We start from the raw sequence: 23,294 nt of genomic DNA on the forward strand, positions 1-23,294 counted from the left end.
ACCATGTCCGGACAGTCCGCCAGTACGGGAGCCCACGCCGAGCCCGCGGGGGAAGCCGAGCCCTCCCGGGGTGACGGGCTGCGGCGCAGTCTCGGCTTCCGGGACCTCGTCGTCTACGGACTGCTCTTCATCGCCCCCATGGCGCCGGTCGGCGTCTTCGGGACGCTCGACGCGAAGTCGCACGGCGCGGTCGCCCTCGTCTATCTGATCGCCACGGTCGCCATGGCGTTCACCGCATTCAGCTACGCCCAGATGGTGCGGGTGGTCCCCCAGGCGGGGTCCGTCTTCGCCTACGCGCGCGCGGGGCTCGGCAAGGGGCCCGGGTTCATCGCCGGGTGGATGGCGATGCTCGACTACCTCCTCATCCCGGCGGTCGCCTACCTCTTCTCCGGGATCGCCATGAACTCGCTGGTGCCGTCGGTGTCCCGGTGGGTGTGGACGGCCCTCGCGGTGCTCATCACGACCGCGCTGAACCTGTGGGGCGTGCGGACGGCGGCGCGGGTGGGCTTCGCGGTGCTCGCGATGGAAGTCGTGGTGCTGCTGGTCTTCGTGGTGGCGGCCGTGGTGGTGCTGGTCCGCGACGGGGCGCAGCGGGACTGGCTCTCGCCGCTGACCGGTGACGGCTCGCAGGGGGCGTTCGCGCTGTCGGCGGTGGTGGGCGCGGTGTCGATCGCCGTCCTCTCCTACCTGGGCTTCGACGCCATCGCGTCCTTCGCCGAGGAGGTGACGGGCGGTTCGGCGAAGGTCGCGCGGGCGGTGCTGTTCTGTCTGGCGCTCGCGGGCGTGCTGTTCGTCGCCCAGACGTATCTGGTGGCGCTCCTGGAGCCGCTGTCGTCGGCCGAGCTCGCGGCGGACCCCGGCAAGCAGGGCACGGCCTTCTACGACTCCGTGGACTCGGCCGCCGGGTCGTGGCTGCACGACCTGGTGGCCGTCAGCAAGGCGATCGGCGCGGCGTTCGCGGCGCTGGCGGGGCAGGCGGCGGCGGGGCGGCTGCTCTTCGCGATGGCACGGGCCCGGCGGCTGCCGGGGGTCCTGGCGAAGACGTACTCCGGTACGCCGCGGGTCGCGCTGCTGTGCGCGGCGGTGGTGACGCTGGTGGCCGCGGTGTGGGCGGCCCGCAGGGACGACGGCATGGACCACCTGGTGTCGGTGGTCGACATCGGCGCCCTGACGGCGTTCCTGCTGCTGCACGCGAGCGTGGTGGGCTGGTTCGCGCTGCGCCACCGCGACGCGGTCTTCTCCTGGTGGCGCCACGTCCTCATCCCCGTCCTGGGGGCGGCGATCGTGGTGGCGGTCATCTGGGAGGCCTCGGGCTCCGCGCAGGTGGTGGGGGCGGTGTGGCTGGCGGTGGGGTTGGTGGTGCTTGCGGCCCAGGGCACGGGACGCGACACGGACCTCGGCCCCTCCGCCTCCTCTGGCCCCTCCGCCTCCTCTGGCCCCTCCGCCTCCTCTGGCCCCTCCGCCTCCTCCGGCTCCGGAGCAGAAAAGGCGTAGCGCACCGCCTCTCCCGCACGCCTGCGGGCCGTCCCCGGCCGGTCGCGCAGTTCCCCGCGCCCCTGGGGTGGCTCGGCTCGGACAGCGTGTACCGGCCGGTGGGGGTTGAGCGCGCAGTTCCCCGCGCCCCTGGGGTGGCCCGGTCCGGACTGCGTCTGCCGGCCGGTGGGGGCTGAGCGCGCAGTTCCCCGCGCCCCTGATGCCCCTGCCGGGGCGCCCCACCCACGGGGCCGGCCGAAGTCTTCCCAGGGGCGCGGGGAACTGCGCGACCAGCCAAGAACAACCCGCACATCAGGAACCGGCCCGGCCCCCCCAGGGGCGCGGGGAACTGCGCGGCCAGCCACAGACGCCCCGCACCCGGCAGAGGCAGAGGCAATGGCAGAGGCAGACACCCACACAGGCCCCCGCGCCAGGCACAGCACCGCCAAAGGCCGAGCGGCCCGACTACGCTCGGCGCATGCCTCTCAATACCTCCGCGGACGCCCCCCTCCCCGTAGGGGAGGTGTCCCGGCTCATCGGCGGGTGGATCGACCGGCTCGGTGCCATCTGGGTCGAGGGACAGATCACGCAGCTGTCCCGCAGACCCGGCGCCGGCGTCGTCTTCATGACGCTGCGCGACCCGTCCCACGACATCTCGGTGAGCGTCACCTGTTACCGCCAGGTGTTCGACGCGGTGGCGGACGTCGTCTCCGAGGGCGCCCGCGTCGTCGTACGCGCCAAACCGGAGTGGTACGAGCGGCGGGGACAGCTGTCGCTGCGGGCCGCCGAGATAAAGCCGGTCGGCGTCGGCGAGCTGCTCGCGCGGATCGAGCAGCTGAAGAAGAGCCTCGGCGCGGAGGGCCTCTTCGCGCCCGAGCGCAAGAAGGCGCTGCCCTTCCTGCCGCAGCTCATCGGCCTGGTGACGGGCCGCGCCTCGGCCGCCGAGCGGGACGTCCTGGAGAACGCGCGCCACCGCTGGCCCGCCGTCCGCTTCGAGGTGCGCAACGTCCCCGTCCAGGGAGTGCACGCGGTGCCGCAGGTCGTGCAGGCCCTGAAGGACCTGGACGCCCACGTCGGCGTCGACGTGATCATCGTGGCGCGCGGCGGCGGCAGCGTGGAGGATCTGCTGCCGTTCTCGGACGAGCAGCTGGTGCGCGCGGTGGCCGCGTGCCGTACGCCGGTCGTCTCGGCGATCGGCCACGAGCCGGACAATCCGCTCCTCGACCACGTGGCGGACCTGCGCGCCTCGACGCCCACCGACGCCGCCAAGAAGGTCGTGCCGGACGTCGGCGAGGAGTACGAGCGCGTGCAGTGGCTCCGGGACCGCGCCCGGCGCAGCATGGACGCCTTCCTGGACCGGGAGACCCGCGGTCTCGCGCACGCGCTGGGCCGCCCGTCCATGGAGCACCCGCACCGCATGGTGGAGGAGCGCGAGGAGCAGGTCGCGGCGCTCGTCGACCGCAGCCGCCGCACGCTCGGGCACCTCCTCGACCGGGCGGCCTCGGAGCTGACGCACACGCACGCGCGCGTGGTGGGCCTCTCCCCCGCCGCGACCCTCCAGAGGGGGTACGCGGTGCTGCAGAAACCGGACGGCGCGGTCGTCCGGGCCCCGGCCGAGGTGGGCCCCGACGACGAGTTGAGGGCGCGCGTGGCCGAGGGAGAATTCACCGTACGAGTCGACCATTAGGGTGGGCGCATGACCAGCAACACGGACCGGGCCACGGACGCCGCCGACGCCGCGGACGCGCTCGGCTACGAGCAGGCGCGGGACGAGCTGATCGAGGTCGTACGCCGCCTGGAGACCGGCGGGACGACCCTGGAGGAGTCGCTCGCCCTGTGGGAGCGCGGCGAGGAGCTGGCGAAGATCTGCCGGCGCTGGCTGGACGGCGCCCGCGCCCGGCTCGACGCGGCCCTGGCGGGTCCCGAGACGGACGACGGCACGGGAGCAGACCCGGGCGCCGACGGCCAGGTCTGAGGCGGAGAGCGGCACGCCTGTGGCAAAACCGTCCTGACCTGCTGTTTGTGAACCGGATCACCCAACTCCAGTTTTGGTTGAAAGTTGAACAGTGGCGGCGTACTGTCGTTGCACGAGCCCGGAAACGGGCCGGCAGACACACCCCGTACGTCGAAGAAGGTTGATCCATGTCTCTCGCCCTTGACCCCGCCGCCCAGGACCTGCTCTTCCGCGAGGCCCGCACCGCGAACACCTTCACGGACGAGCCGGTCACCGAGGAGCAGGTCCAGGCGATCTACGACCTGGTCAAGTACGGCCCGACCGCCTTCAACCAGTCGCCGCTGCGCGTCACCCTGGTCCGCTCCCCCGAGGCACGCGAGCGCCTGGTCCAGCACATGGCGGAGGGCAACCGCCCGAAGACGGCCGCCGCGCCGCTCGTCGCGATCCTCTCCGCGGACAACGAGTTCCACAACGAGCTCCCCGCCCTGTTCCCGCACTTCCCGCAGGCCAAGGACGTCTTCTTCGCGGAGCGCCCGGTCCGCGAGCAGGCCGCGCTGGTCAACGCCACGCTGCAGGCCGGCTACTTCATCGTCGGCGTGCGCGCCGCCGGTCTGGCCGCGGGCCCGATGACCGGCTTCGACTACGCCGGCGTCCAGAAGGAGTTCCTGGACGACGACCACACCCCGCTGATGGTCGTCAACATCGGCAAGCCGGGCGACGACGCCTGGTTCCCGCGCTCCCCGCGCCTGGCCTACGAGGACGTCGTCACGACGGTCTGACGCACGGCACGCGAAAGGGCCCCCGGCACACCGCCGGGGGCCCTTTCACGCGTCTGCGGCCAGTGTCTGCGGCCAGGTGGTTCAGGACATCTTCAGTGACTCCGCCATCTTCGCCAGCCGATCGAAGGACGCCGTGCCCGTGACCACCGTCGTGGCGCCCTCCCCCTCGATCACCAGGGCGTCGTACTTCGAGCCCTCGTACCGCTGCCAGGTGCGGCCGCCGATCTCCTCGGCGGCCTCCGACTTCGCGGCGCCCTGCGTGACCCTCTTGATGAAGGCGGACGGCTTCTCCGTCGACTGCTCGATCGCGACGTACTCCTCGTCCGGGTCGAGGAAGCCCAGGTGCCACGCGTCGTGGTCCACGCCGTTGAACCGCACGGACGTCGGCTTCCACGCCTTGGCCAGGCCCTCGGGCGCCGCCACCGGGTACTCCGCGGCCCGGCGGGCCGTCAGGAGCTCCACGCGGTAGTCCACCCGCTTCACGGAGCTCTTGGACTCGTTGTGCGGGATGAAGATGTAGATCACGCCCGCGGCGAGCGCGATCACCACCAACGACCACAGCATGTTCTTGACGGTCTGAGTGCCTTGTCTTCCTGCCACGCCCCCATGTTCTCAGGCGCCCGGTCCGCTCATGCGTGGGCCCCTCTGCTCATTTTGTCGACCTACGGATAGAGTCGTCACAATCCCTCATCCGGCCGTCGTCGTATCAGCAGAGAGGTGCGTCCCGATGACCGAGCATCATCTTCCGTCCGAGCTAGAGGTCTCCCCCGAGGCTCCCGACCGCAACCTCGCCCTGGAGCTCGTCCGGGTCACCGAGGCGGCCGCCATGGCCGCGGGCCGCTGGGTCGGCCGCGGCGACAAGAACGGCGCGGACGGCGCCGCGGTCAGGGCCATGCGGACCCTCGTCCACACCGTCTCCATGAACGGCGTCGTCGTCATCGGCGAGGGCGAGAAGGACGAAGCCCCGATGCTCTTCAACGGAGAGCGCATCGGCGACGGCACCGGCGCCGAGGTCGACATCGCCGTCGACCCGATCGACGGCACGACGCTGACCGCGAAGGGCATGCCGAACGCGATCGCCGTGCTGGCCGCCGCCGACCGCGGCGCCATGTTCGACCCGTCCGCCGTGTTCTACATGGACAAGCTGGTCACCGGCCCCGAGGCCGCGGACTACGTGGACATCAACGCACCCGCCTCGGTCAACATCCGCCGCGTCGCCAAGGCCAAGAACTCCTCGCCCGAGGACGTCACGGTCATGATCCTGGACCGCCCCCGCCACGAGGGCATCGTCAAGGAGATCCGCGAGACCGGCGCCCGCATCAAGTTCATCTCCGACGGCGACGTCGCAGGGTCGGTCATGGCCGTCCGCGAGGGCACCGGCGTCGACCTGCTCATGGGCATCGGCGGCACCCCCGAGGGCATCATCTCCGCGTGCGCGATCAAGTGCCTGGGCGGCGTCATCCAGGGCAAGCTGTGGCCCAAGGACGACGCGGAGCGCCAGCGCGCCCTCGACGCGGGCCACGACCTGGACCGCACGCTCTCCACCGACGACCTGGTCAAGGGCGACAACGTCTTCTTCGTCGCGACCGGCATCACCGACGGCGAACTGCTCCAGGGCGTCCGCTACCGCGCGGCCACCGCCTCGACGTCGTCGCTGGTCATGCGCTCCAAGTCGGGCACGATCCGCAAGATCGACTCCGACCACCGGCTCTCGAAGCTGCGCGCGTACAGCGCGATCGACTTCGACCGGGCGAAGTAGCCGAGCAGCCCGGAGCGCAAGAGGCCATACGTCGAGAGTCCATACGTCGAAGGGGGCGTCCCGTGCGGGGGACGCCCCCTTCGGCGTAGCTGCATGAATGCGGGGGCCCGGAGGGGCTAGCCCGCCGCGGCGATGCCCGCCGCGTGTGCCGTCTTCTGCAGCTCCAGGTCGCGCCTGCGCCGGCGCGCCAGGACCACGCGGCGCTCGGCGGCGGTGAGGCCGCCCCACACGCCGTACGGCTCGGGTTGCAGGAGGGCGTGCTCGCGGCATTCGACCATCACGGGACAGCGGGCGCAGACGCGCTTGGCCGCCTCCTCCCGGGAGAGCCGCGCCGCGGTCGGCTCCTTGGACGGGGCGAAGAACAGTCCCGCCTCGTCACGACGGCACACGGCTTCGGTGTGCCATGGAGCGTCATCGTCCCGATCTCGCACGGGCACCCTTCCCCGAGCACTCGACTCCGCTCGTGCAGGGGATACCCCATCGCCCGGAACGGCGGCGACCTGCAGAGACTGACGCGACGGTTGCAGCACGGGTCTACTCCTGACGACGGCTTCGCGAGCGAGAGACGATGCAGCAAGCTCTACCCGCTGTGTGCGCGCCTATGCACTGAGTTCCGATGTCCGGAAGCCCGGCCTCCCCGTGCCGGCCCGTGCGCCGTCAGTGCCCGAGGTGCTTGCGCACGCGCCGGTGCAGGTCGCGGACGAGTTTGCCGCGCGTGGGCCGCGCCTCGATGCTGCCGAGGACCGCGAAGCCGTCCACATAGACGACGGGGGCGTCCTGGTCCGGGGAGTCCAGCGTGTCCACCTCGAAGCTGCCGAGGACGCCGGTGCCGGTGCCGCGCAGCGACACGTTCTCCGGGACGCGGATCTCGACCGAGCCGAAGAGCGCGACGGCCTTGATGACCACCTGGCGCTGCTCGAAGATCGCCTCGCTCAGGTCGATCTCGACGCTGCCGAGGATCGCGTACGCGTGGGTGCGGCGGGCCACCCGCCAGCGGCCCCTGCGCACCGAGCCGCTGAGCACCGCCACGAGGTTCTCGTCCGCGACCGGCGGGACGGCTCCGGGGGACGGCCTGGCCGGCGCGGGCTCCGGCGCGCGCCCCCGGGCGGCCGCCTGGTCGTGCCCCGCGGGCAGGTCCCTGATCAGCGGCTCAAGCTCGGCGGTGGTCTTGGCGCGGTAGACCCCGTCGATCCGCTCGGAGTGTTCCTCGGCGGTCAGGCGGCCCTCGGCCAGGGCGTCGCGGAGGATGTCCGCCGTGCGGTCCCGGTCGGCGTCGGATGCGCGGAGCACTGGAGGCTGCTTTTGGAGGTCCACGGAAGCAGCGTACCCAAACGCGATAGATCGCGACTAGCCCCTGTATCGCGTCTATCGCCTCTTGGTGCACGCCTCTACTGAGCCTTACCTCACAGGAACGGTCCGCCGGGCGCGTTCTACGCTGGTTGGCGCGTCGCCAATGGAGGCCGCGCCGCTGTCTGCCGAGTGAGGAATGGCCGTAATGTCTGTTAGCCCCCGCCCACCCATCCCGGCGTTTGAGTACTCCGATCTGCTCCCGCTGGGAGAGGACACCACCCCGTACCGGCTGGTGACCTCCGAGGGTGTCTCCACCTTCGAGGCCGACGGGCGGACGTTCCTCAAGGTCGACCCGGAGGCGCTGCGCAAGCTCGCCGCCGAGGCGATCCACGACATCCAGCACTATCTGCGGCCCGCGCACCTGGCCCAGCTGCGGCGCATCGTCGACGACCCCGAGGCGTCGTCGAACGACAAGTTCGTGGCGCTGGACCTGTTGAAGAACGCGAACATCGCGGCGGCGGGCGTGCTCCCCATGTGCCAGGACACCGGCACCGCCATCGTCATGGGCAAGCGCGGCCAGAACGTCCTCACCGAAGGTGAGGACGAGAAGGCGCTCTCCAAGGGCATCTACGACGCGTACACGAAGCTGAACCTGCGCTACTCGCAGATGGCTCCCCTCACCATGTGGGAGGAGAAGAACACCGGCTCCAACCTCCCGGCGCAGATCGAGCTGTACGCCACGGACGGCGGCGCCTACAAGTTCCTCTTCATGGCCAAGGGCGGCGGCTCCGCCAACAAGTCGTTCCTCTACCAGGAGACGAAGGCCGTCCTGAACGAGGCCTCCATGATGAAGTTCCTGGAGGAGAAGATTCGTTCCCTCGGTACGGCCGCCTGCCCGCCGTACCACCTGGCGATCGTCGTCGGCGGCACCAGCGCCGAATTCGCCCTGAAGACCGCGAAGTACGCCTCCGCGCACTACCTCGACGAGCTGCCCGCCGAGGGTTCGCCCACCGGGCACGGCTTCCGGGACAAGGAACTCGAAGAGAAGGTCTTCGAGCTGACGCAGAAGATCGGCATCGGCGCGCAGTTCGGCGGCAAGTACTTCTGCCACGACGTCCGCGTGGTGCGCCTGCCGCGCCACGGCGCCTCGCTGCCCGTCGCGATCGCCGTCTCCTGCTCGGCCGACCGCCAGGCCACCGCGAAGATCACCGCCGAGGGCGTCTTCCTTGAGCAGCTGGAGACGGACCCGGCGCGGTTCCTGCCGGAGACCACGGACGAGCACCTGGACGAATCGGCGGACGTCGTCAAGATCGACCTCAACCAGCCCATGGACGCCATCCTCGCCGAGCTCACCAAGCACCCGGTGAAGACCCGCCTCTCGCTCACCGGCCCCCTCGTGGTGGCCCGCGACATCGCGCACGCCAAGATCAAGGAGCGGCTCGACGCGGGCGAGGAGATGCCGCAGTACCTGAAGGACCACCCGGTGTACTACGCCGGTCCCGCGAAGACCCCCGAGGGCTACGCGTCCGGCTCCTTCGGCCCGACGACGGCCGGCCGCATGGACTCCTACGTGGAGCAGTTCCAGGCGGCGGGCGGCTCCAAGGTGATGCTCGCCAAGGGCAACCGCTCCCAGCAGGTCACCGACGCCTGTGACGCGCACGGCGGCTTCTACCTCGGCTCGATCGGCGGCCCGGCCGCGCGCCTCGCGCAGGACTGCATCAAGAAGGTCGAGGTCGTCGAGTACGAAGAGCTCGGCATGGAGGCGGTCTGGAAGATCGAGGTCGAGGACTTCCCGGCCTTCATCGTCGTCGACGACAAGGGCAACGACTTCTTCCAGAACCCGGCCCCCGAGCCGACGTTCACACACATTCCGGTGCGGGGGCCTGGCCTGGCGTAGCGCCGGGGCGGGGCGCCCCGTCAGGGGCGCGGGGAACTGCGCGACAAGCCACAACGCGCCCGCGGAGGCAGTCCGCGCAGTCCCCCGAAGGCCCTACGCGAACCGCTGGTTCGCAGCCCCCGTGCACTTCTGGAGCCGCACCGGCTCCTTGCCCCCAGCGAGGGTCAGGCAGAGCCCGTTCGCGGCGGCGGGCCGCAGCGTCCCGGCCTCACGGACGAACTTCTGGTTGCCGCCTCCGTGGCAGTTCCACAGGGTGACCGCCGCGCCTTCCTTGTACGAGCCGTCGGGCACGTCCAGGCAGCGGTCCTGGGTCAGTCCGGTGTGCAGGGACCCGCGCGCACCGTCGTACCACCAGGTCTGGTTGCGGTTGCCGGTGCAGTCCCAGCCCTGGACCTTGGTGCCGTTGCGGCTCTTCGAGGCGTCGACGTCGACGCAGGCGCCGGTGGCCTCGTTCTTCAGGGGCTTGAACGCGTCGTCCCACGCCAGCTCGTACAGCTTCGGGCTGCCCGTGCTCGCCGGGTCCGCGCAACCGGCCTCGCGCGCGCCGGAGGCGTTGATCTGGGTGAGGCAGGACGCGAAGGCGGCGTGGCCGCGGGCGTTGGGGTGGAAGGACTGGCGGACCGAGTTGGAGTCCGGCGGGAACGGGTTGGACAGGTCCACGTAGAGACCGCGCGCCCAGGTGTCCTCCATGCACACCTCGTGGCCGTGGAAGAGGCGCGAGTTGTCGAGGTAGGTCGCGCCGGCGTTCCGCGCGGCCCTGCGCATGCCGGTCTCGAAGGCGGGCACCGCGATGTTGCGGCCCCACTCGGTGTCGGAGTCGTAGCCGAGGCCGCCGCAGGCGAGCTTGCCGGGGAAGTCCGGGTTGTCGCGGAAGTCCGGTCCGATCGGACTCGGGTAGCCCATGGCGACGAGCTTGTAGTCGCCCTCCTGGTAGCCCGCGTCCTTCATGACGGTCTTCAGGTCGCGGATGGACTGCTCGACCTTGGGCACGAGGGCGTCGACGCGCGCCTGCCAGCCGTCGTCGTACTTGCCGGCACAGGGGCCCTGGCTGAGCAGGTAGCGGGTGACGCAGTCCGTCATCACCGGGGCGAACTGCAGGTCGTCGTTGGCGCCGATGACGAGCAGGATCGTCTTGATCTTCGTGTTGCGCGCCTTGATGGCGAGGCTGTCGCTCTGCACCAGCTCGTCGGCGTACTGCTTCTGGCCGCCGATCCTGATGTTGACGGTCTGCGCGCCCGAGCAGGCGACGTTGTACGTGACGTCGGCCGGGATGCCGGTGCGGTGGATCGCGGCGTCCGGCGAGCGGTGGCACCAGTTGTCGGGGCCGTCCGTGCCCGGTTCGTAACGGCCGACGCCCTCGCCGGAGATCTCGCTGTCGCCGAGCGAGATCAGGCCGGTCTTGCGGTCGGCCATGGGGCGCTCGGCCGGGCTGCCGTAGAGCTTGGTGGCCTCCGCCGCACGGATCTTCTCCAGCTCGGGCGGCAGCGGGGTGGCGGCGGCCGCCCGCGCGTCGCTGCCGTCCGCCGCCTGCGCGGGTAAGGCCGCCGCCGTGCCGAGCATCGCCGCCATCGCGACGGCTGCCGCGAACGAACCTCGCAGGCGCCTCCGGCCGCTGTTTCGGCCACTGTGTCTGATGCGCTCCATTGCGCCTCCCCGGTGTGGTGTTACCCAGGGTTTTTACTGGTGGGTAGCAGGCTTGGGAATACCTGGAACAAGACAAGTGCTCAACTTTTCACGGGGTTTGAGCGGAGAGGTAGGTTCAGGGCATGACCAGCGACGCCAGCGACGACCGCACCGGCGAGTACCGGACCGAGCACGACTCCATGGGCGAGGTGCGGGTCCCCGCGCACGCCAAGTGGCGTGCCCAGACCCAGCGCGCGGTGGAGAACTTCCCCGTCTCCGGGCAGGTCCTGGAGCGCGCCCACATCGCCGCCCTCGCACAGATCAAGGCGGCCGCCGCCAAGGTCAACGCAGAGCTCGGGGTGCTCGACAAGGACATCGCCGGGGCGATCGCGGACGCGGCGGCCGAGGTCGCCGAAGGACGCTGGGACGACCACTTCCCCGTCGACGTCTTCCAGACCGGCTCCGGCACGTCGTCCAACATGAACACCAACGAGGTCCTGGCTACGCTCGCGACGGAACGGCTCGGCCGCGACGTCCACCCCAACGACCACGTCAACGCCTCGCAGTCCTCCAACGACGTCTTCCCGTCCTCGATCCACATCGCGGCGACGGGCGCGGTCAGCAACGACCTGATCCCCGCCCTTGAGCACCTCGCCGCCGCCCTGGAGCGCAAGGCCGAGGAGTTCGCGGACGTCGTGAAGTCCGGGCGCACGCACCTCATGGACGCGACGCCGGTGACGCTCGGCCAGGAGTTCGGCGGCTACGCGGCGCAGGTGCGGTACGGCGTCGAGCGGCTGCGCGCCTCGCTCCCCCGGCTCGCGGAACTCCCCCTCGGCGGCACCGCCGTGGGCACCGGCATCAACACCCCGCCCGGCTTCTCCGCGGCCGTCATCGCCGAGGTCGCGCGGGCCACGGGGCTGCCGCTCACCGAGGCGCGCGACCACTTCGAGGCGCAGGGCGCGCGCGACGGCATCGTGGAGACGAGCGGGCAGCTGCGGACCATCGGCGTCGGCCTGACGAAGATCGCGAACGATCTACGGTGGATGGCGTCGGGCCCGCGCACCGGCCTCGCCGAGATCAACCTGCCGGACCTGCAGCCCGGCTCGTCGATCATGCCCGGCAAGGTGAACCCGGTCATCCCGGAGGCCGCGCTGATGGTCGCCGCGCAGGTCACCGGCAACGACGCGACGGTCGCGGCGGCGGGCGCGGCGGGCAACTTCGAGCTGAACGTGATGCTGCCGGTCATCGCCAAGAACGTACTGGAGTCCGTCCGGCTGCTCGCCAACGTGTCCCGGCTGCTCGCCGACCGGACCGTCGACGGCATCACCGCCAACCGCGAGCGGGCGCGCGAGTACGCCGAGTCGTCGCCGTCCGTCGTGACGCCGCTGAACAAGTACATCGGGTACGAGGAGGCGGCGAAGGTCGCGAAGCGCTCCTTGGCCGAGCGGAAGACGATTCGTGAGGTCGTCCTGGAGGCCGGGTATGTCGACCGGGGCGATCTCTCCCTGGAGCAGCTGGACGAAGCGCTGGACGTCCTGCGCATGACGCATCCCTAGCGGGGCCCGCCCCCCGGTGGAGGCGGCGTCTAGTATCTGTGCATGACAGACCTCGACGGGAAGACGGCGGCCGGTGGCGGGGTGGTGCGGTGGGCGCCCGGGGACCACATCCTGTGGCGGTACCGGGAGAACTCCGGCCATCGGGTGCACATCTGCCGCCCCGTCACCGTCGTCAGGGACACCGACGAGCTGCTCGCCGTGTGGATGGCGCCCGGCACCGAATGCGTGAAGCCGGTGATCGCCGACGGGACGCCCCTGCACCGCGAGCCGCTCGCCACCCGCTACACCAAGCCGCGCGTCGTCCGCAGGGACCGCTGGTTCGGCACCGGCGTCCTCAAACTCGCGCGGCCCGGCGACCCCTGGTCGGTCTGGCTGTTCTGGGACCCGGGATGGCGGTTCAAGAACTGGTACGTGAACCTGGAGGAGCCGCGCGCCCGGTGGGCCGGCGGCGTCGACTCCGAGGATCACTTTCTGGACATCTCCGTGCGCCCGGACCGCAGCTGGCGCTGGCACGACGAGGACGAGTTCGCCCAGGCCCGCAGGGTGGGCCTGATGGACGCGGAAAAGGCCGCTGAGGTACGCGCGGCGGGCCGGGCCGCGCTCGACGTGATCGCCGAATGGGGGGCACCGTTTTCGGACGGCTGGCAGCACTGGCGCCCCGATCCGTCCTGGGTCGTACCGCCCCTTCCGGATGACTGGGACCGTACGCCCGCGCATGTCTCGTCGTGAGACCCTTGATGCGCCCCTGCGGTTCAAACGTAGGATCGTCCTCCGCAAGGGCGCGCAACAGCAACTCCGTGGGTCTGCGCGGTGCCTGACAGGAAGTCATCGAGGGGCGGCAGAACGTGAGCGAGGACCGCAGAGGTCAGGCCGAGGCCTTTGACGCCATCGGGCAGCAGTACGACAGGGCCTTCCCGCACAAGGAGGGTCAGCTGGCCGCGGGCCGCCGGCTCGCCGCGGCGCTCCCGCCCGGCTCCCGCGTCCTCGACGTGGGCTGCGGCACCGGTCTGCCGACCGCCCGGCAGCTGGCCGAATCCGGCCACTCGGTGCTCGGCACGGACATCTCGGCGGGCATGCTGGACCTGGCGGGAAAGAACGTCCCGGCAGCCGAGTTCCGGCAACTCGACATCGCCGACCTGCGGGCCGAGGGCCCGGGCGGCGTCGGCCGGTTCCACGGTGTCGCGTGCTTCTTCGCCCTCCTGATGCTGCCGCGCGCCGAGATCCCCGAGGCGCTGCGGCTGCTGCACGGGCTGCTGCTGCCGGGAGGCCTGATGGAGCTGTCCATGGTCGAGGCCGACCTGGACGACGCGGCGATTCCGTTCCTGGGGCACACAATCCGGGTATCGGGTTACCTGCGGGACGAACTGCGGCAGGTCGTGCGGGACGCGGGCTTCGAGATCACCGGCGAGGACACGTACTCGTACGCCCCCGCGAGCACCGACGTACCACCCGAGCACCAGATCTTCCTGCACTGCCGACGCGGCTGAGCAACGTGCAACGCTGGACGGCGCGCACGCCCGCGCAGCCCCGGACGGACGGATTCGAAACGCGTGACGGAGCACCTCACCCCCCACGAGGGTCGCAAGGCACCAGCTGCCCGGCCGACCGCCCCCGCGGATCCCCGCGGGGCGCTGCTGCGTTCCCCCGAACCCCCGGGAGGCGACGCGTCCTCGGGCGCCCACGTGCCGCCGTCCGGTGAGCACTCCCAGCCCTCGGCCGCCGAGCCCGACCCGCACCGGCCGCGCCCCGCGCCCGAGGGCGGCGTGCCGGCGCAGCCGGGGCACGCGCCGGCCGGGCCCCTCGGCCCGCCGGACGGTGCGGAGCGGCGCTCCGGGCAGCCGAGGCCCCCGGGCTCAGGACCGGTGGCGATGCGGCGCGACGGCGACCGGCTGCGGTTCGTGGGCGCCGCGACCCGGCGCATCGCGCGCGGCATCGACCTCGACGAGATCGTGATGGGGCTCTGCCGGGCGACGGTGCCGACGTTCTCGGACGCGATCCTGGTCTATCTGCGCGACCCGCTGCCCGTCGGCGACGAGCGGCCCACGGGCCCGCTGGTCCTGCGCCTGCGCCGCTCCGACCGGCTGCGCTCCATCGAGGAGGGCGCCGAGGACCCCGACACCGAGAGCGGCGGCACGACGCTGCCCGCGCTCCAGGTCGTCCAGTCCGACATCACCGACGTGATGGGCAGCGCCGAGCTGTGCGAGGTGCGGCCGGGCGGCGCGCTCGCCGAGGTGCTGCGCGGGGTGCGCCCGGTCTTCGCGGACTCGGCGGCGGCCCGCGCCGCGCTGCCCGAACTGCTCGGCGAGGGGCGCACCCTGCCGGGCGGTCAGCGGGGCATCCTCGCGCCGCTGCGGGGCCGCCGCCGGGTGATCGGCGCGGCCGTGTTCCTGCGCCGCCCCGACCGGCCCGCGTTCGAGACGGACGACCTGCTCGTCGCCGCCCAGCTGGCCACCCACAGCGCGCTCGGCATCGACAAGGCCGTCCTGTACGGCCGCGAGGCGTACATCGCCGACGAGCTGCAGCGCACCATGCTGCCCGAGACGCTGCCCCGCCCGACCGGCGTGCGGCTCGCCTCGCGCTATCTCCCGGCCGCCGAGACGGCCCGGGTCGGTGGCGATTGGTACGACGCGATCCCGCTGCCCGGCAGCCGCGTCGCGCTGGTCGTGGGTGACGTCATGGGGCACTCCATGACGTCGGCGGCCATCATGGGCCAGCTGCGGACGACCGCGCAGACCCTGGCCGGGCTCGACCTGCCGCCCCAGGAGGTCCTGCACCACCTGGACGAGCAGGCCCAGCGGCTCGGCTCCGACCGCATGGCCACCTGCCTGTACGCGGTGTACGACCCGGTCTCGCACCGCATCACCATCGCCAACGCGGGCCATCCGCCGCCCGTCCTGCTGCACCTGGGCGGCCGCGCGGAGGTGCTCCGGGTGCCGCCGGGCGCCCCCATCGGTGTGGGCGGCGTCGACTTCGAGGCCGTGGAGCTGGACGCCCCCGCGGGCGCCACCCTGCTCCTGTACACGGACGGGCTCGTCGAGTCCCGCCTGCGCGACGTGTGGACCGGCATAGAGCAGCTGCGTGAAAGGCTCGCCGCCACCGCCCAGTTGACGGGCCCGGACCATCCGCCGCCCCTTGAGGCGCTCTGCGACGAGGTGCTCGACATGCTCGGCCCTGGCGACCGGGACGACGACATCGCGCTGCTCGCCGCCCGCTTCGACGGGATCGCGCCGAGCGACGTGGCGTACTGGTTCCTCGAACCGGAGAACGCGACGCCGTCCCGCGCCCGCCGCCTGGCCCGCAGCGCCCTGGTGCGCTGGGGTCTTGAGGAGCTGACCGACTCGGTGGAGCTGCTGGTCAGCGAGGTCGTGACGAACGCCGTGCGGTACGCGTCGCGGCCGATCACGCTGCGCCTGCTCCGCACCGACGTGCTGCGCTGCGAGGTCGGCGACGACGTGCCGCAGCTGCCGCGGCTGCGCCAGGCGCGCGCCACGGACGAGGGCGGCCGCGGTCTGTACCTGGTCAACAAGATGGCGCGGCGCTGGGGCGCCACGCGGCTGAGCACCGGCAAGGTCGTCTGGTTCGAGCTGAACCGGAACTGAGCCACGAGGCTCGTACGCCTGGAGATACGAGAGGCACCCCGGACCGCATCGGTCCGGGGCGCCTCTCGTGCACGCGGGCGTACGCAGGTGTACGCGGGTCAGTCCCTGCCGGGACGGCCGTCCTCCGGATCCTCCGGGATCGTGATGGAGCTCGACGGGTCCGGCTCCTCCGTCGGCGTCGGAGTCGTCTTGGTCGGCGTCGGTGTCGGCGTCGGCGTCGTCGACGACTCCGACGGGCTCGGCGTCTTCGACGGCTTCTTCGTCGGCTCGTCGTCGTCCTCGGGCTCGGTCGGCGTGCTCGACGGCTCCTTCGGGGCCTTCGACGTCGGGTCGGGGACGGGGGCGATGGCCGCGCCCATGTTCGTGTCGAGGTCGAAGGAGCTGGGGGATCCCATGGCGTCGAAGGTGTACGCCGCCCAGATCTGGGCGGGGAAGCTGCCGCCGTCGATGCGTGCCCGGCCGCCGGCGCCCTTCATCGACACCTGCTGGCCCTTCTCCTTGGTGTCGGGCGCGCCCTCGCCGAAGAGGCCGACGGAGGTGACCAGCTTCGGCGTGTAGCCGGTGAACCAGGCCGACTTGTTGTCGTCGGAGGTACCGGTCTTGCCTGCCACGTCCTGCGCGGGGTGGCGCACCGCGCCGCCCGTGCCGTCGTCGACCACGCCGGTCAGGACCGAGGTGACGGAGTCGGCGGTGCCGCGCTTGACGACCTGCTCCCCGATCGGGTCCGGCAGGTCGACCGCGCGGTCCTTGTGCTCGACGGAGCGGACCAGGGCCGGGGTGACCTTCTTGCCGTGGTTGTCGAGGGTGGCGTAGACGCCGGCCATCTCCAGCGGGCTCGCGCCCATCGAGCCGAGGGTCTGGGCGGGCACGGCGGGCAGGCCCTTGACGTCCATGCCGAGCTTGCCGGCGGTCTCCATGACCTTGGGCATGCCCACGTCCACACCCATCTGTGCGAAGACGGAGTTGACGGACTTGTTCATCGCCTTCTGGACGGTGACGGGTCCGTAGTTGACGCCGTCCTCGTTCGGCGGCGCGAAGCCGACCTCGCTGCCCCTGACCGGGCGCCCGCTGGTGCCGTCGTAGACGGTGCCCGCCGTGATCGGCTTGCCGTCCTGCGTCGTCGCGCCCTCCTCCAGGGCCGCGGCGAGGATCAGCGGCTTGAAGGTGGAGGCCGACTGGTAGTCGCGGCGGGTGGCGTTGTTCGTGTAGTGCTTCACGTAGTCCTCGCCGCCGTACATGGCGAGGACCTTGCCCGTCTTGGGGTCGACGGACGCGGCGCCCGCCTGGACCCGCGCGTCCGCCTTGTTCTTCTTGCGGTCGAGCCGGTCGTTCAGCTTCCTGTCGACGGCCTCTTCGAGCTGCTTCTGCTTCTTGGGGTCGATGTTCAGCGTGACCGTGTAACCGCCGGCCATGAACTCGGCCTCGCTGAGGCCGCTGTTGCGCAGGACCTCCCGCTTGGCCTCCTCGACGAGGTAGCCGATCTGTCCCTCGCGGCCGGGCGGCGCCTTGGGCTCGTCGGGCTTGGGGAACTTCATCGCGTCACGCTTGGCGGAGTCCAGCCAGCCCTCCTCGACCATGTTGTCGAGGACGTAGTTCCAGCGCTGCTTGACGAGCTTCTTGCCGGTCGGCGTCGCGGCCGCCCAGTCGTACTGGCTGGGGGCCTGGAGCAGGGCGGCGAGGTAGGCGCCCTGGTCGACCTCCAGGTCCTTGGCGTCGACGCCGTAGTAGGCGCGGGCGGCGGCCTGGATACCGTAGGCGTCGCGGCCGTAGTAGCTGGTGTTGATGTAGCCCGCGAGGATGTCGTCCTTGCTCTTCTCGCGGTCCACCTTCAGCGAGATGACCAGTTCCTTCAGCTTGCGGCTGACGGTCTGGTCCTGGCTGAGGTAGTAGTTCTTCACGTACTGCTGGGTGATCGTCGAGCCACCCTGCTTGCCCTTGCCGGTCAGCGTGTTGAGGACGCCGCGCGCCGTGCCCTTGAAGTCGATGCCCTCGTCCTTGTAGAAGGACTTGTTCTCGGCGGCGATGAAGGTCTTCTGGACGCCCTCGGGCACCTTGTCCAGGTCGACGATCTCGCGGTTCACGTCGCCGGTGCGCGCGATGACCTCGCCGTTGCTGAACTTGTAGATGTTGCTCTGCATCCGCGCGGCGGCGTTGCCCTTGGGGATGTCGACGACCAGGTACAGGATCACGAAACCGAGCATGCCGAGAAGGCAGAACCCGAAGAACGTCCCGAGGAGCTTCTTCCAGGTGAAGAAGCGGCGTATGCCGGTGCGCTTGGGCTTGCCCCCGCCGGACGGGCGCCCGCGCGCTGCCCTGCGGGCACCGCGCTGCCGCGCTTGTCGTTCTTCGGCTCGGCCCATGACTGAGAGTGCTCCGCTTCCGTCTAGTCAACATGCGTACGTCGAGTCAGCTCATGAAGCTAACACCGCACCCTGGGACAAACTCCTGCCGATCCGGTCTTTTGCGGACGTGACAATGAGCACCTGTCCCTTAGGAACCGACGTTCGCGGGCCCCCGATGGTTGCCCACTCCTCGCACATACGATCTCTACACCGGGCGTATACACCGCACGTATACACACCGTGTACAGTGCTCGGCATGTCCATTGGCCACACCCTTCTGGGACTTCTGGAGTCCGGCCCCCGGCACGGCTACGACCTCAAGCGCGCCTTCGACGAGAAGTTCGGGCACGACAAGCCCCTGCACTACGGGCAGGTCTACTCGACCATGTCCCGGCTGCTGAAGAACGGTCTCGTCGAGGTCGACGGGATAGAGGCGGGCGGCGGCCCCGAGCGCAAGCGGTACGCGATCACCGAAGCCGGCATCACCGATGTCCAGCGGTGGCTCGCCACCCCGGAGAAGCCCGAGCCCTACCTCCAGTCGACCCTCTACACCAAGGTCGTCCTCGCGCTCCTCACCGACCGCGACGCCGCCGAACTCCTCGACGTCCAGCGCGCCGAACACCTGCGCCTGATGCGCATCCTCACCGACCGCAAGCGCAAGGGCGACCTCGCCGACCAGCTGATCTGCGACCACGCGCTGTTCCACCTCGAAGCCGATCTGCGCTGGCTGGAGCTCACCGCCGCGCGCCTCGGCAAGCTCGCCCAGGAGGTGCGCTCCGCATGACCCCCGCAGGTTCCCTTCTCGCGGCCCACGGACTCCGCAAGGCGTACGGCCCGACCACCGCGCTCGACGGCGCGGGCTTCTCCATCCACCCCGGCGAGGTCGTCGCCGTCATGGGTCCCTCCGGCTCCGGAAAGTCGACCCTGCTGCACTGCCTCGCCGGGATCGTCCGTCCCGACGAGGGCTCCATCACGTACAACGGCCGCTCGCTGACCGGGCTCTCGGACGCCGAGCTGAGCGCGCTGCGCCGCACCGAGTTCGGCTTCGTCTTCCAGTTCGGACAGCTCGTCCCCGAGCTCACCTGCGTCGAGAACGTCGCGCTCCCGCTGCGGCTGAACGGCGCGAAGCGCAAGGAGGCCGAGGCCACCGCCCGCTCCTGGATGGAGCGCCTGGAGGTCGACGACGTCGCCGCCAAGCGGCCCGGTGAGGTCTCCGGCGGCCAGGGCCAGCGCGTCGCCGTGGCCCGCGCCCTCGCCACCAGCCCACGCGTGATCTTCGCCGACGAGCCGACCGGCGCCCTCGACTCGCTCAACGGCGAACGCGTCATGGAACTCCTGACCGACGCGGCCCGCTCCACCAACGCGGCCGTCGTCCTCGTCACCCACGAGACCCGCGTCGCCGCCTACTCCGACCGCGAGATCATCGTGCGCGACGGCCGCTCCCGCGACATGGAGCGGATCGTATGAGTGCCTGGGCCCGCGACCTCGGCATGGGCATACGGTTCGCGGCGGGCGGCGGCCGCGAGGGCTGGATCCGTACGATCCTGACCGCCGTCGGCGTCGGCCTCGGCGTCGCCCTGCTGCTCGGCGCGGCCTCGGTGCCGAACATGCTGCAGAACCGTGACGACCGGGCGGTCGCCCGCACGCCGTACGCCGCGATGGACGGCAAGCCGCTGAAGGCCGACGATACGACGATCATGGTGCGCGACACCGGCACCGAGTTCCACGGACGCACCGCGACCGGCAAGTTCCTGCAGGCCGACGGCGACCACCCGGTGCTGCCGCCGGGCCTCGACAGGATCCCCGCCCCCGGCGAGATGGTCGTCTCGCCCGCGCTGCGCGACCTGCTCGACGACCCGGCGAACGCACTCCTCACGGAGCGTTTCGGCAAGTACCGCCAGGTGGGCACCATCGGCGAGGCGGGACTCATGTCACCGCTGGAGCTCTACTACTACGTGGGGGCCGACCCGCTCACCTCCGCGCAGGGCGCCCACCGCGTCGCACGCTTCGGCCAGGACGACTCCCTGCCCCTCGACCCGTTCCTGATGGCACTCGTCGTGCTGATCTGCGTCGTCCTGCTCACCCCCGTGGCGATCTTCATCGGCACCGCGGTCCGGTTCGGCGGCGACCGGCGCGACCGGCGGCTCGCCGCACTGCGCCTCGTCGGCGCGAGCGCCCGCTCGGTGCGCAGGATCGCCGCGGGCGAGGCGCTGTTCGGGGCGCTGCTCGGCCTCGCGGCCGGCGCCGTCCTCTTCCTCCTCCTCCGGGAGCTCGTGGGCGTGGTCGACCTGACGAACGTCAGCGCGTACCCGTCCGACATGGTGCCCGCGCCCGGCCTGGTGGCGCTGGTCGCGGTGGCCGTGCCGGTATCGGCGGTCCTGGTGACGCTGATTTCGCTGCGGTCGGTCGCCATCGAGCCGCTCGGCGTGGTCAGGGGCGGCAAGCAGCGCAGGCGCCGCCTGTGGTGGCGGGTGGTCCTGCCGGCCGCCGGCATCGCCATCCTGCTTCTCTCCGGCCGCATCGACGCCGACATGGGCAACGACGCCGTCAACGTCACGGCGATCGCGGTGGGTTCGGCGCTCGCCCTGATCGGGCTCAGCGCGCTGCTTCCCTGGCTCGTCGAGGCGGTCGTGGGGCGGCTGCGCGGCGGTCCCGTGCCCTGGCAGCTCGCCGTCCGCAGACTGCAGCTGACGTCGGGCACGGCGTCCCGCGCGGTCAGCGGGATCACCGTCGCGGTGGCCGGTGCGGTGGCGCTGCAGATGATGTTCGCGTCCATGCACGACGAGTTCAACCAGCTCACCGGGCAGGACCCGACGCGCGCCCAGCTGACGGTCCGCAGCAGCACCGGCAGTGGCCCCCTCGCCCAGCGGATGATCGACGACTTCGCGGGGACCGAGGGCGTCACGAAGGTCATCGGCACCGTGCAGGCGTACGTCACCCGGCCCGGCGGCAAGAAGGAGAACGGCATCACGCCGACCACGGAGCTGACCATCGGCACCTGCGCGACCCTGCGCGAGCTGGCCGACCTCGGCTCCTGCAAGGACGGCGACACCTTCGTCTCGCACACGGGCAGCCGGGAGCAGAACGACTGGGTCGACACGACCGCACGCCCCGGCAAGCCGGTCAACGTCGGCCCCGACCCCGACTTCGACAAGGACGCGAAGCCGGTCCTGTGGACGCTGCCGAAGGACTCACGCACCGTCAAGGCCCGGCCCAACCCGTCCGGCACGAGGTTCGACGGCATCTTCGCCACGACCGGTGCGGTCGACATCAAGATGCTGGACGACGCGAGTACGACCTCCTGGGTCAAGCTCGACCCGAGGACGCCGGACGCCGAGGAGCACGTACGCAACGCGGCGGCCCGCATCAGCCCCTTCCTGGGCGTCGACTCGATCAAGGCGGTCGACCGCGACAAGCAGTACGCGTCCATCGCGCGCGGCCTGCAGATCGGCGCGAGCGTCACGATGGCGCTGATCGCCGCGTCGATGCTGGTGTCGCTGATCGAGCAACTCCGCGAGCGCAAGCGTCTGCTGGCCGCCCTCACCGCGTTCGGCACGCGCCGCTCGTCGATGGCGTGGTCCCTGCTGTGGCAGACGGCGATCCCGGTCGCCCTGGGCCTGGCCCTGGCCATCGCCGGCGGCCTCGGCCTCGGCGTGGTCATGACCCGCATGATCGGCAAGAGCGTCACGGACTGGTGGTCGTTCGTCCCCCTGACGGGCGCGGGCGCAGCAATGGTCGCAGCAGTAACCCTGCTGAGCCTCCCACCCCTACGCCGCATGATGCGCCCGGACGGCTTGCGCACGGAGTAGCCCCCGTCCGGGGGGTGCCCCTGAGGAGCGGGGGGGGGGAGGCTCTGAGGGGCGCGGGGAGGCTCTAAGGGCGCGGGGGGGCTTCTAGGGGCGCGGGGAACTGCGCGACCAGCCCCCACCGGCCCGCGGAATCACACCACCCGCACCGGAAGAGGCCGTACCGCCTCCTTCAAGGCGGCGGCCAACTCCTCGTACTCGGCGGCCCGCGCCGCCCCCGTCCGCATCGCGAGAGCGATCCTCCGCGTGGGCGCGGGATCGGCGAAGTACCCGGTGAGGAGCTGATTGCTGCGGGTCGTCTCGACCCGCACCGCCGTGCGGGGCAACAGCGTCACCCCGAGGCCGCCCGCGACCAGCTGCACAAGGGTCGACAGCCCGGCGGCGGTCGTGGTGACGGGCGCGTCCGCGCGGCCCGCCTCCCGGCAGATGTCGAGCGCCTGGTCCCGCAGACAGTGGCCCTCGTCCAGAAGCAGCAGGTTCAGCTCCTTCAGCGCCTCGCGAGGAATGCCCTCACGGCCGCCGAGCCAGTGGTCGAGGGGCGTGACGAGGACGAAGTCCTCGTCGAACAGCGGCAGTTCCGTGACGCCGGGCACCCCGAGCGGCACCGCGAGCAGCAGCAGGTCGAGGCGCCCAGCCGTGAGCCCCTCGATGAGCGAGGAGGTCTGCTCCTCGTGCACCTGGAGGTCCAGGTCCGGATACTTCTCGTGGACCAGGCCGATCACGGTCGGCAGCAGGTACGGCGCCACGGTGGGGATCACCCCGAGCCGCAGCGCCCCGGTGAACGGCGCCTTGACCGCGTCGGCCTCCTCCATGAGCGCCTCGACCTCGCCGAGGACGGCCTTGACCCGCAGCGAGAGCCGCTCGCCGGCGGGCGAGAGGAGCACCTTGCGCGTGGTCCGCTCCAGGAGCTGGACACCCAGTGCCTCCTCCAGCGCCGCCACGGCCCCGGAGAGCGCGGGCTGGCTCATGCCGATCGCCGCGGCGGCATCGCGGAAGTGCAGATGCTCGGCCACGGCGGCGAAGGCGCGGAGCTGCGCCAGGCTGGGCTGTCTGCCACTGGGTTGCTTGCCCCTATTTATGGCTCGCACTGATAGCTACCTCCGATCAACACGACCCACTCTAGCTATTTCCCTAATCAATGCACCCTGTGCCACCATCGACAGCAGTCCAACCCCACAGGAAAGTCCCCAAAAGGGACTCTCTTCGCGCAAGGAGT

At 71.2% G+C, this 23,294-nt stretch carries 19 protein-coding genes; 13 read left to right on the plus strand and 6 right to left on the minus strand.

Features of this window, described 5'->3' with window-relative positions; translation table 11 throughout:
* The first annotated feature begins 138 nt into the window (after positions 1-138).
* The 4 genes from AB0H82_RS24620 (at position 139) to AB0H82_RS24635 (ending at position 4,206) form a co-directional block, all read left to right on the plus strand.
* A complete protein-coding gene (locus AB0H82_RS24620) occupies positions 139-1,494 on the plus strand; it encodes an APC family permease (RefSeq protein ID WP_362996235.1) in 1,356 nt (451 codons plus the stop codon).
* A gap of 457 nt (positions 1,495-1,951) precedes the next feature.
* A complete protein-coding gene (gene xseA / locus AB0H82_RS24625; protein WP_362996153.1) occupies positions 1,952-3,160 on the plus strand; it encodes an exodeoxyribonuclease VII large subunit in 1,209 nt (402 codons plus the stop codon).
* A 9-nt stretch (positions 3,161-3,169) separates the two neighbouring features.
* On the plus strand, positions 3,170-3,448 hold the full coding sequence (locus AB0H82_RS24630) for an exodeoxyribonuclease VII small subunit (RefSeq protein WP_362996155.1): 279 nt from the start codon (positions 3,170-3,172) through the stop codon (positions 3,446-3,448).
* 167 nt (positions 3,449-3,615) lie between these two features.
* The gene (locus AB0H82_RS24635; protein ID WP_362996157.1) at positions 3,616-4,206 is read left to right on the plus strand and encodes a malonic semialdehyde reductase; all 591 of its coding nucleotides are present in this window, start codon (positions 3,616-3,618) and stop codon (positions 4,204-4,206) included.
* An 81-nt stretch (positions 4,207-4,287) separates the two neighbouring features.
* On the opposite strand, the gene AB0H82_RS24640 is transcribed toward AB0H82_RS24635, so the two are convergent.
* Positions 4,288-4,806, minus strand: coding sequence for a DUF4245 domain-containing protein (locus AB0H82_RS24640; protein WP_362996159.1), 519 nt, complete (start codon positions 4,804-4,806; stop codon positions 4,288-4,290).
* 127 nt (positions 4,807-4,933) lie between these two features.
* On the opposite strand from AB0H82_RS24640, the gene glpX reads away from it, so the two are divergent.
* Positions 4,934-5,965, plus strand: coding sequence for a class II fructose-bisphosphatase (gene glpX / locus AB0H82_RS24645; protein WP_127909988.1), 1,032 nt, complete (start codon positions 4,934-4,936; stop codon positions 5,963-5,965).
* 116 nt (positions 5,966-6,081) lie between these two features.
* Here the strand turns inward: glpX and AB0H82_RS24650 are convergent, their stop codons facing one another.
* Together AB0H82_RS24650 and AB0H82_RS24655 are read right to left on the minus strand one after the other, a co-directional pair.
* Positions 6,082-6,495, minus strand: a complete 414-nt coding sequence (locus tag AB0H82_RS24650; protein ID WP_362996161.1) for a WhiB family transcriptional regulator — start codon at positions 6,493-6,495, stop codon at positions 6,082-6,084.
* Positions 6,496-6,622: 127 nt separating this feature from the next.
* The gene (locus AB0H82_RS24655) at positions 6,623-7,279 is read right to left on the minus strand and encodes a DUF1707 domain-containing protein (protein WP_362996163.1); all 657 of its coding nucleotides are present in this window, start codon (positions 7,277-7,279) and stop codon (positions 6,623-6,625) included.
* A 205-nt stretch (positions 7,280-7,484) separates the two neighbouring features.
* Between AB0H82_RS24655 and AB0H82_RS24660 the strand changes: the two genes are divergently transcribed.
* A complete protein-coding gene (locus AB0H82_RS24660; protein ID WP_362996237.1) occupies positions 7,485-9,152 on the plus strand; it encodes a fumarate hydratase in 1,668 nt (555 codons plus the stop codon).
* 93 nt (positions 9,153-9,245) lie between these two features.
* Here the strand turns inward: AB0H82_RS24660 and AB0H82_RS24665 are convergent, their stop codons facing one another.
* Positions 9,246-10,712 (minus strand): ricin-type beta-trefoil lectin domain protein, encoded by a 1,467-nt coding sequence (locus tag AB0H82_RS24665; RefSeq protein ID WP_362996239.1) that lies wholly within the window; start codon positions 10,710-10,712, stop codon positions 9,246-9,248.
* Between the two features lie 206 nt (positions 10,713-10,918).
* On the opposite strand from AB0H82_RS24665, the gene AB0H82_RS24670 reads away from it, so the two are divergent.
* The 4 genes from AB0H82_RS24670 (at position 10,919) to AB0H82_RS24685 (ending at position 15,930) form a co-directional block, all read left to right on the plus strand.
* On the plus strand, positions 10,919-12,331 hold the full coding sequence (locus tag AB0H82_RS24670) for a class II fumarate hydratase (protein ID WP_362996165.1): 1,413 nt from the start codon (positions 10,919-10,921) through the stop codon (positions 12,329-12,331).
* A 42-nt stretch (positions 12,332-12,373) separates the two neighbouring features.
* Entirely contained in the window at positions 12,374-13,060 is a 687-nt protein-coding gene (locus tag AB0H82_RS24675; protein ID WP_362996167.1) for a DUF402 domain-containing protein, read from the plus strand.
* A 116-nt stretch (positions 13,061-13,176) separates the two neighbouring features.
* Entirely contained in the window at positions 13,177-13,818 is a 642-nt protein-coding gene (locus tag AB0H82_RS24680) for a class I SAM-dependent methyltransferase (RefSeq protein ID WP_362996169.1), read from the plus strand.
* Positions 13,819-14,013: 195 nt separating this feature from the next.
* Positions 14,014-15,930 carry a SpoIIE family protein phosphatase gene (locus tag AB0H82_RS24685; RefSeq protein ID WP_362996241.1) on the plus strand — a complete coding sequence of 639 codons (1,917 nt, stop codon included), beginning with the start codon at positions 14,014-14,016 and terminating at the stop codon, positions 15,928-15,930.
* 98 nt (positions 15,931-16,028) lie between these two features.
* Here the strand turns inward: AB0H82_RS24685 and AB0H82_RS24690 are convergent, their stop codons facing one another.
* Positions 16,029-18,290 carry a transglycosylase domain-containing protein gene (locus tag AB0H82_RS24690; protein ID WP_362996171.1) on the minus strand — a complete coding sequence of 754 codons (2,262 nt, stop codon included), beginning with the start codon at positions 18,288-18,290 and terminating at the stop codon, positions 16,029-16,031.
* A 238-nt stretch (positions 18,291-18,528) separates the two neighbouring features.
* On the opposite strand from AB0H82_RS24690, the gene AB0H82_RS24695 reads away from it, so the two are divergent.
* From AB0H82_RS24695 to AB0H82_RS24705, 3 genes are read left to right on the plus strand one after another with little or no spacing between them, the layout of a single operon-like run.
* Positions 18,529-19,056, plus strand: a complete 528-nt coding sequence (locus AB0H82_RS24695) for a PadR family transcriptional regulator (RefSeq protein WP_268773229.1) — start codon at positions 18,529-18,531, stop codon at positions 19,054-19,056.
* A complete protein-coding gene (locus tag AB0H82_RS24700; RefSeq protein ID WP_362996173.1) occupies positions 19,053-19,739 on the plus strand; it encodes an ABC transporter ATP-binding protein in 687 nt (228 codons plus the stop codon). The genes AB0H82_RS24695 and AB0H82_RS24700 overlap by 4 nt, the downstream gene beginning before the upstream one ends.
* A complete protein-coding gene (locus AB0H82_RS24705) occupies positions 19,736-22,081 on the plus strand; it encodes an FtsX-like permease family protein (RefSeq protein ID WP_362996175.1) in 2,346 nt (781 codons plus the stop codon). Before AB0H82_RS24700 ends, AB0H82_RS24705 begins: the two co-directional genes overlap by 4 nt.
* A 131-nt stretch (positions 22,082-22,212) precedes the next feature.
* Here AB0H82_RS24705 and AB0H82_RS24710 read toward each other — a convergent pair whose 3' ends face one another.
* Positions 22,213-23,157 (minus strand): LysR substrate-binding domain-containing protein, encoded by a 945-nt coding sequence (locus tag AB0H82_RS24710; RefSeq protein ID WP_362996243.1) that lies wholly within the window; start codon positions 23,155-23,157, stop codon positions 22,213-22,215.
* Positions 23,158-23,294 lie beyond the last annotated feature (137 nt).

It is taken from the genome of Streptomyces sp. NPDC050732 (assembly GCF_040654255.1).
Classification (GTDB): domain Bacteria; phylum Actinomycetota; class Actinomycetes; order Streptomycetales; family Streptomycetaceae; genus Streptomyces.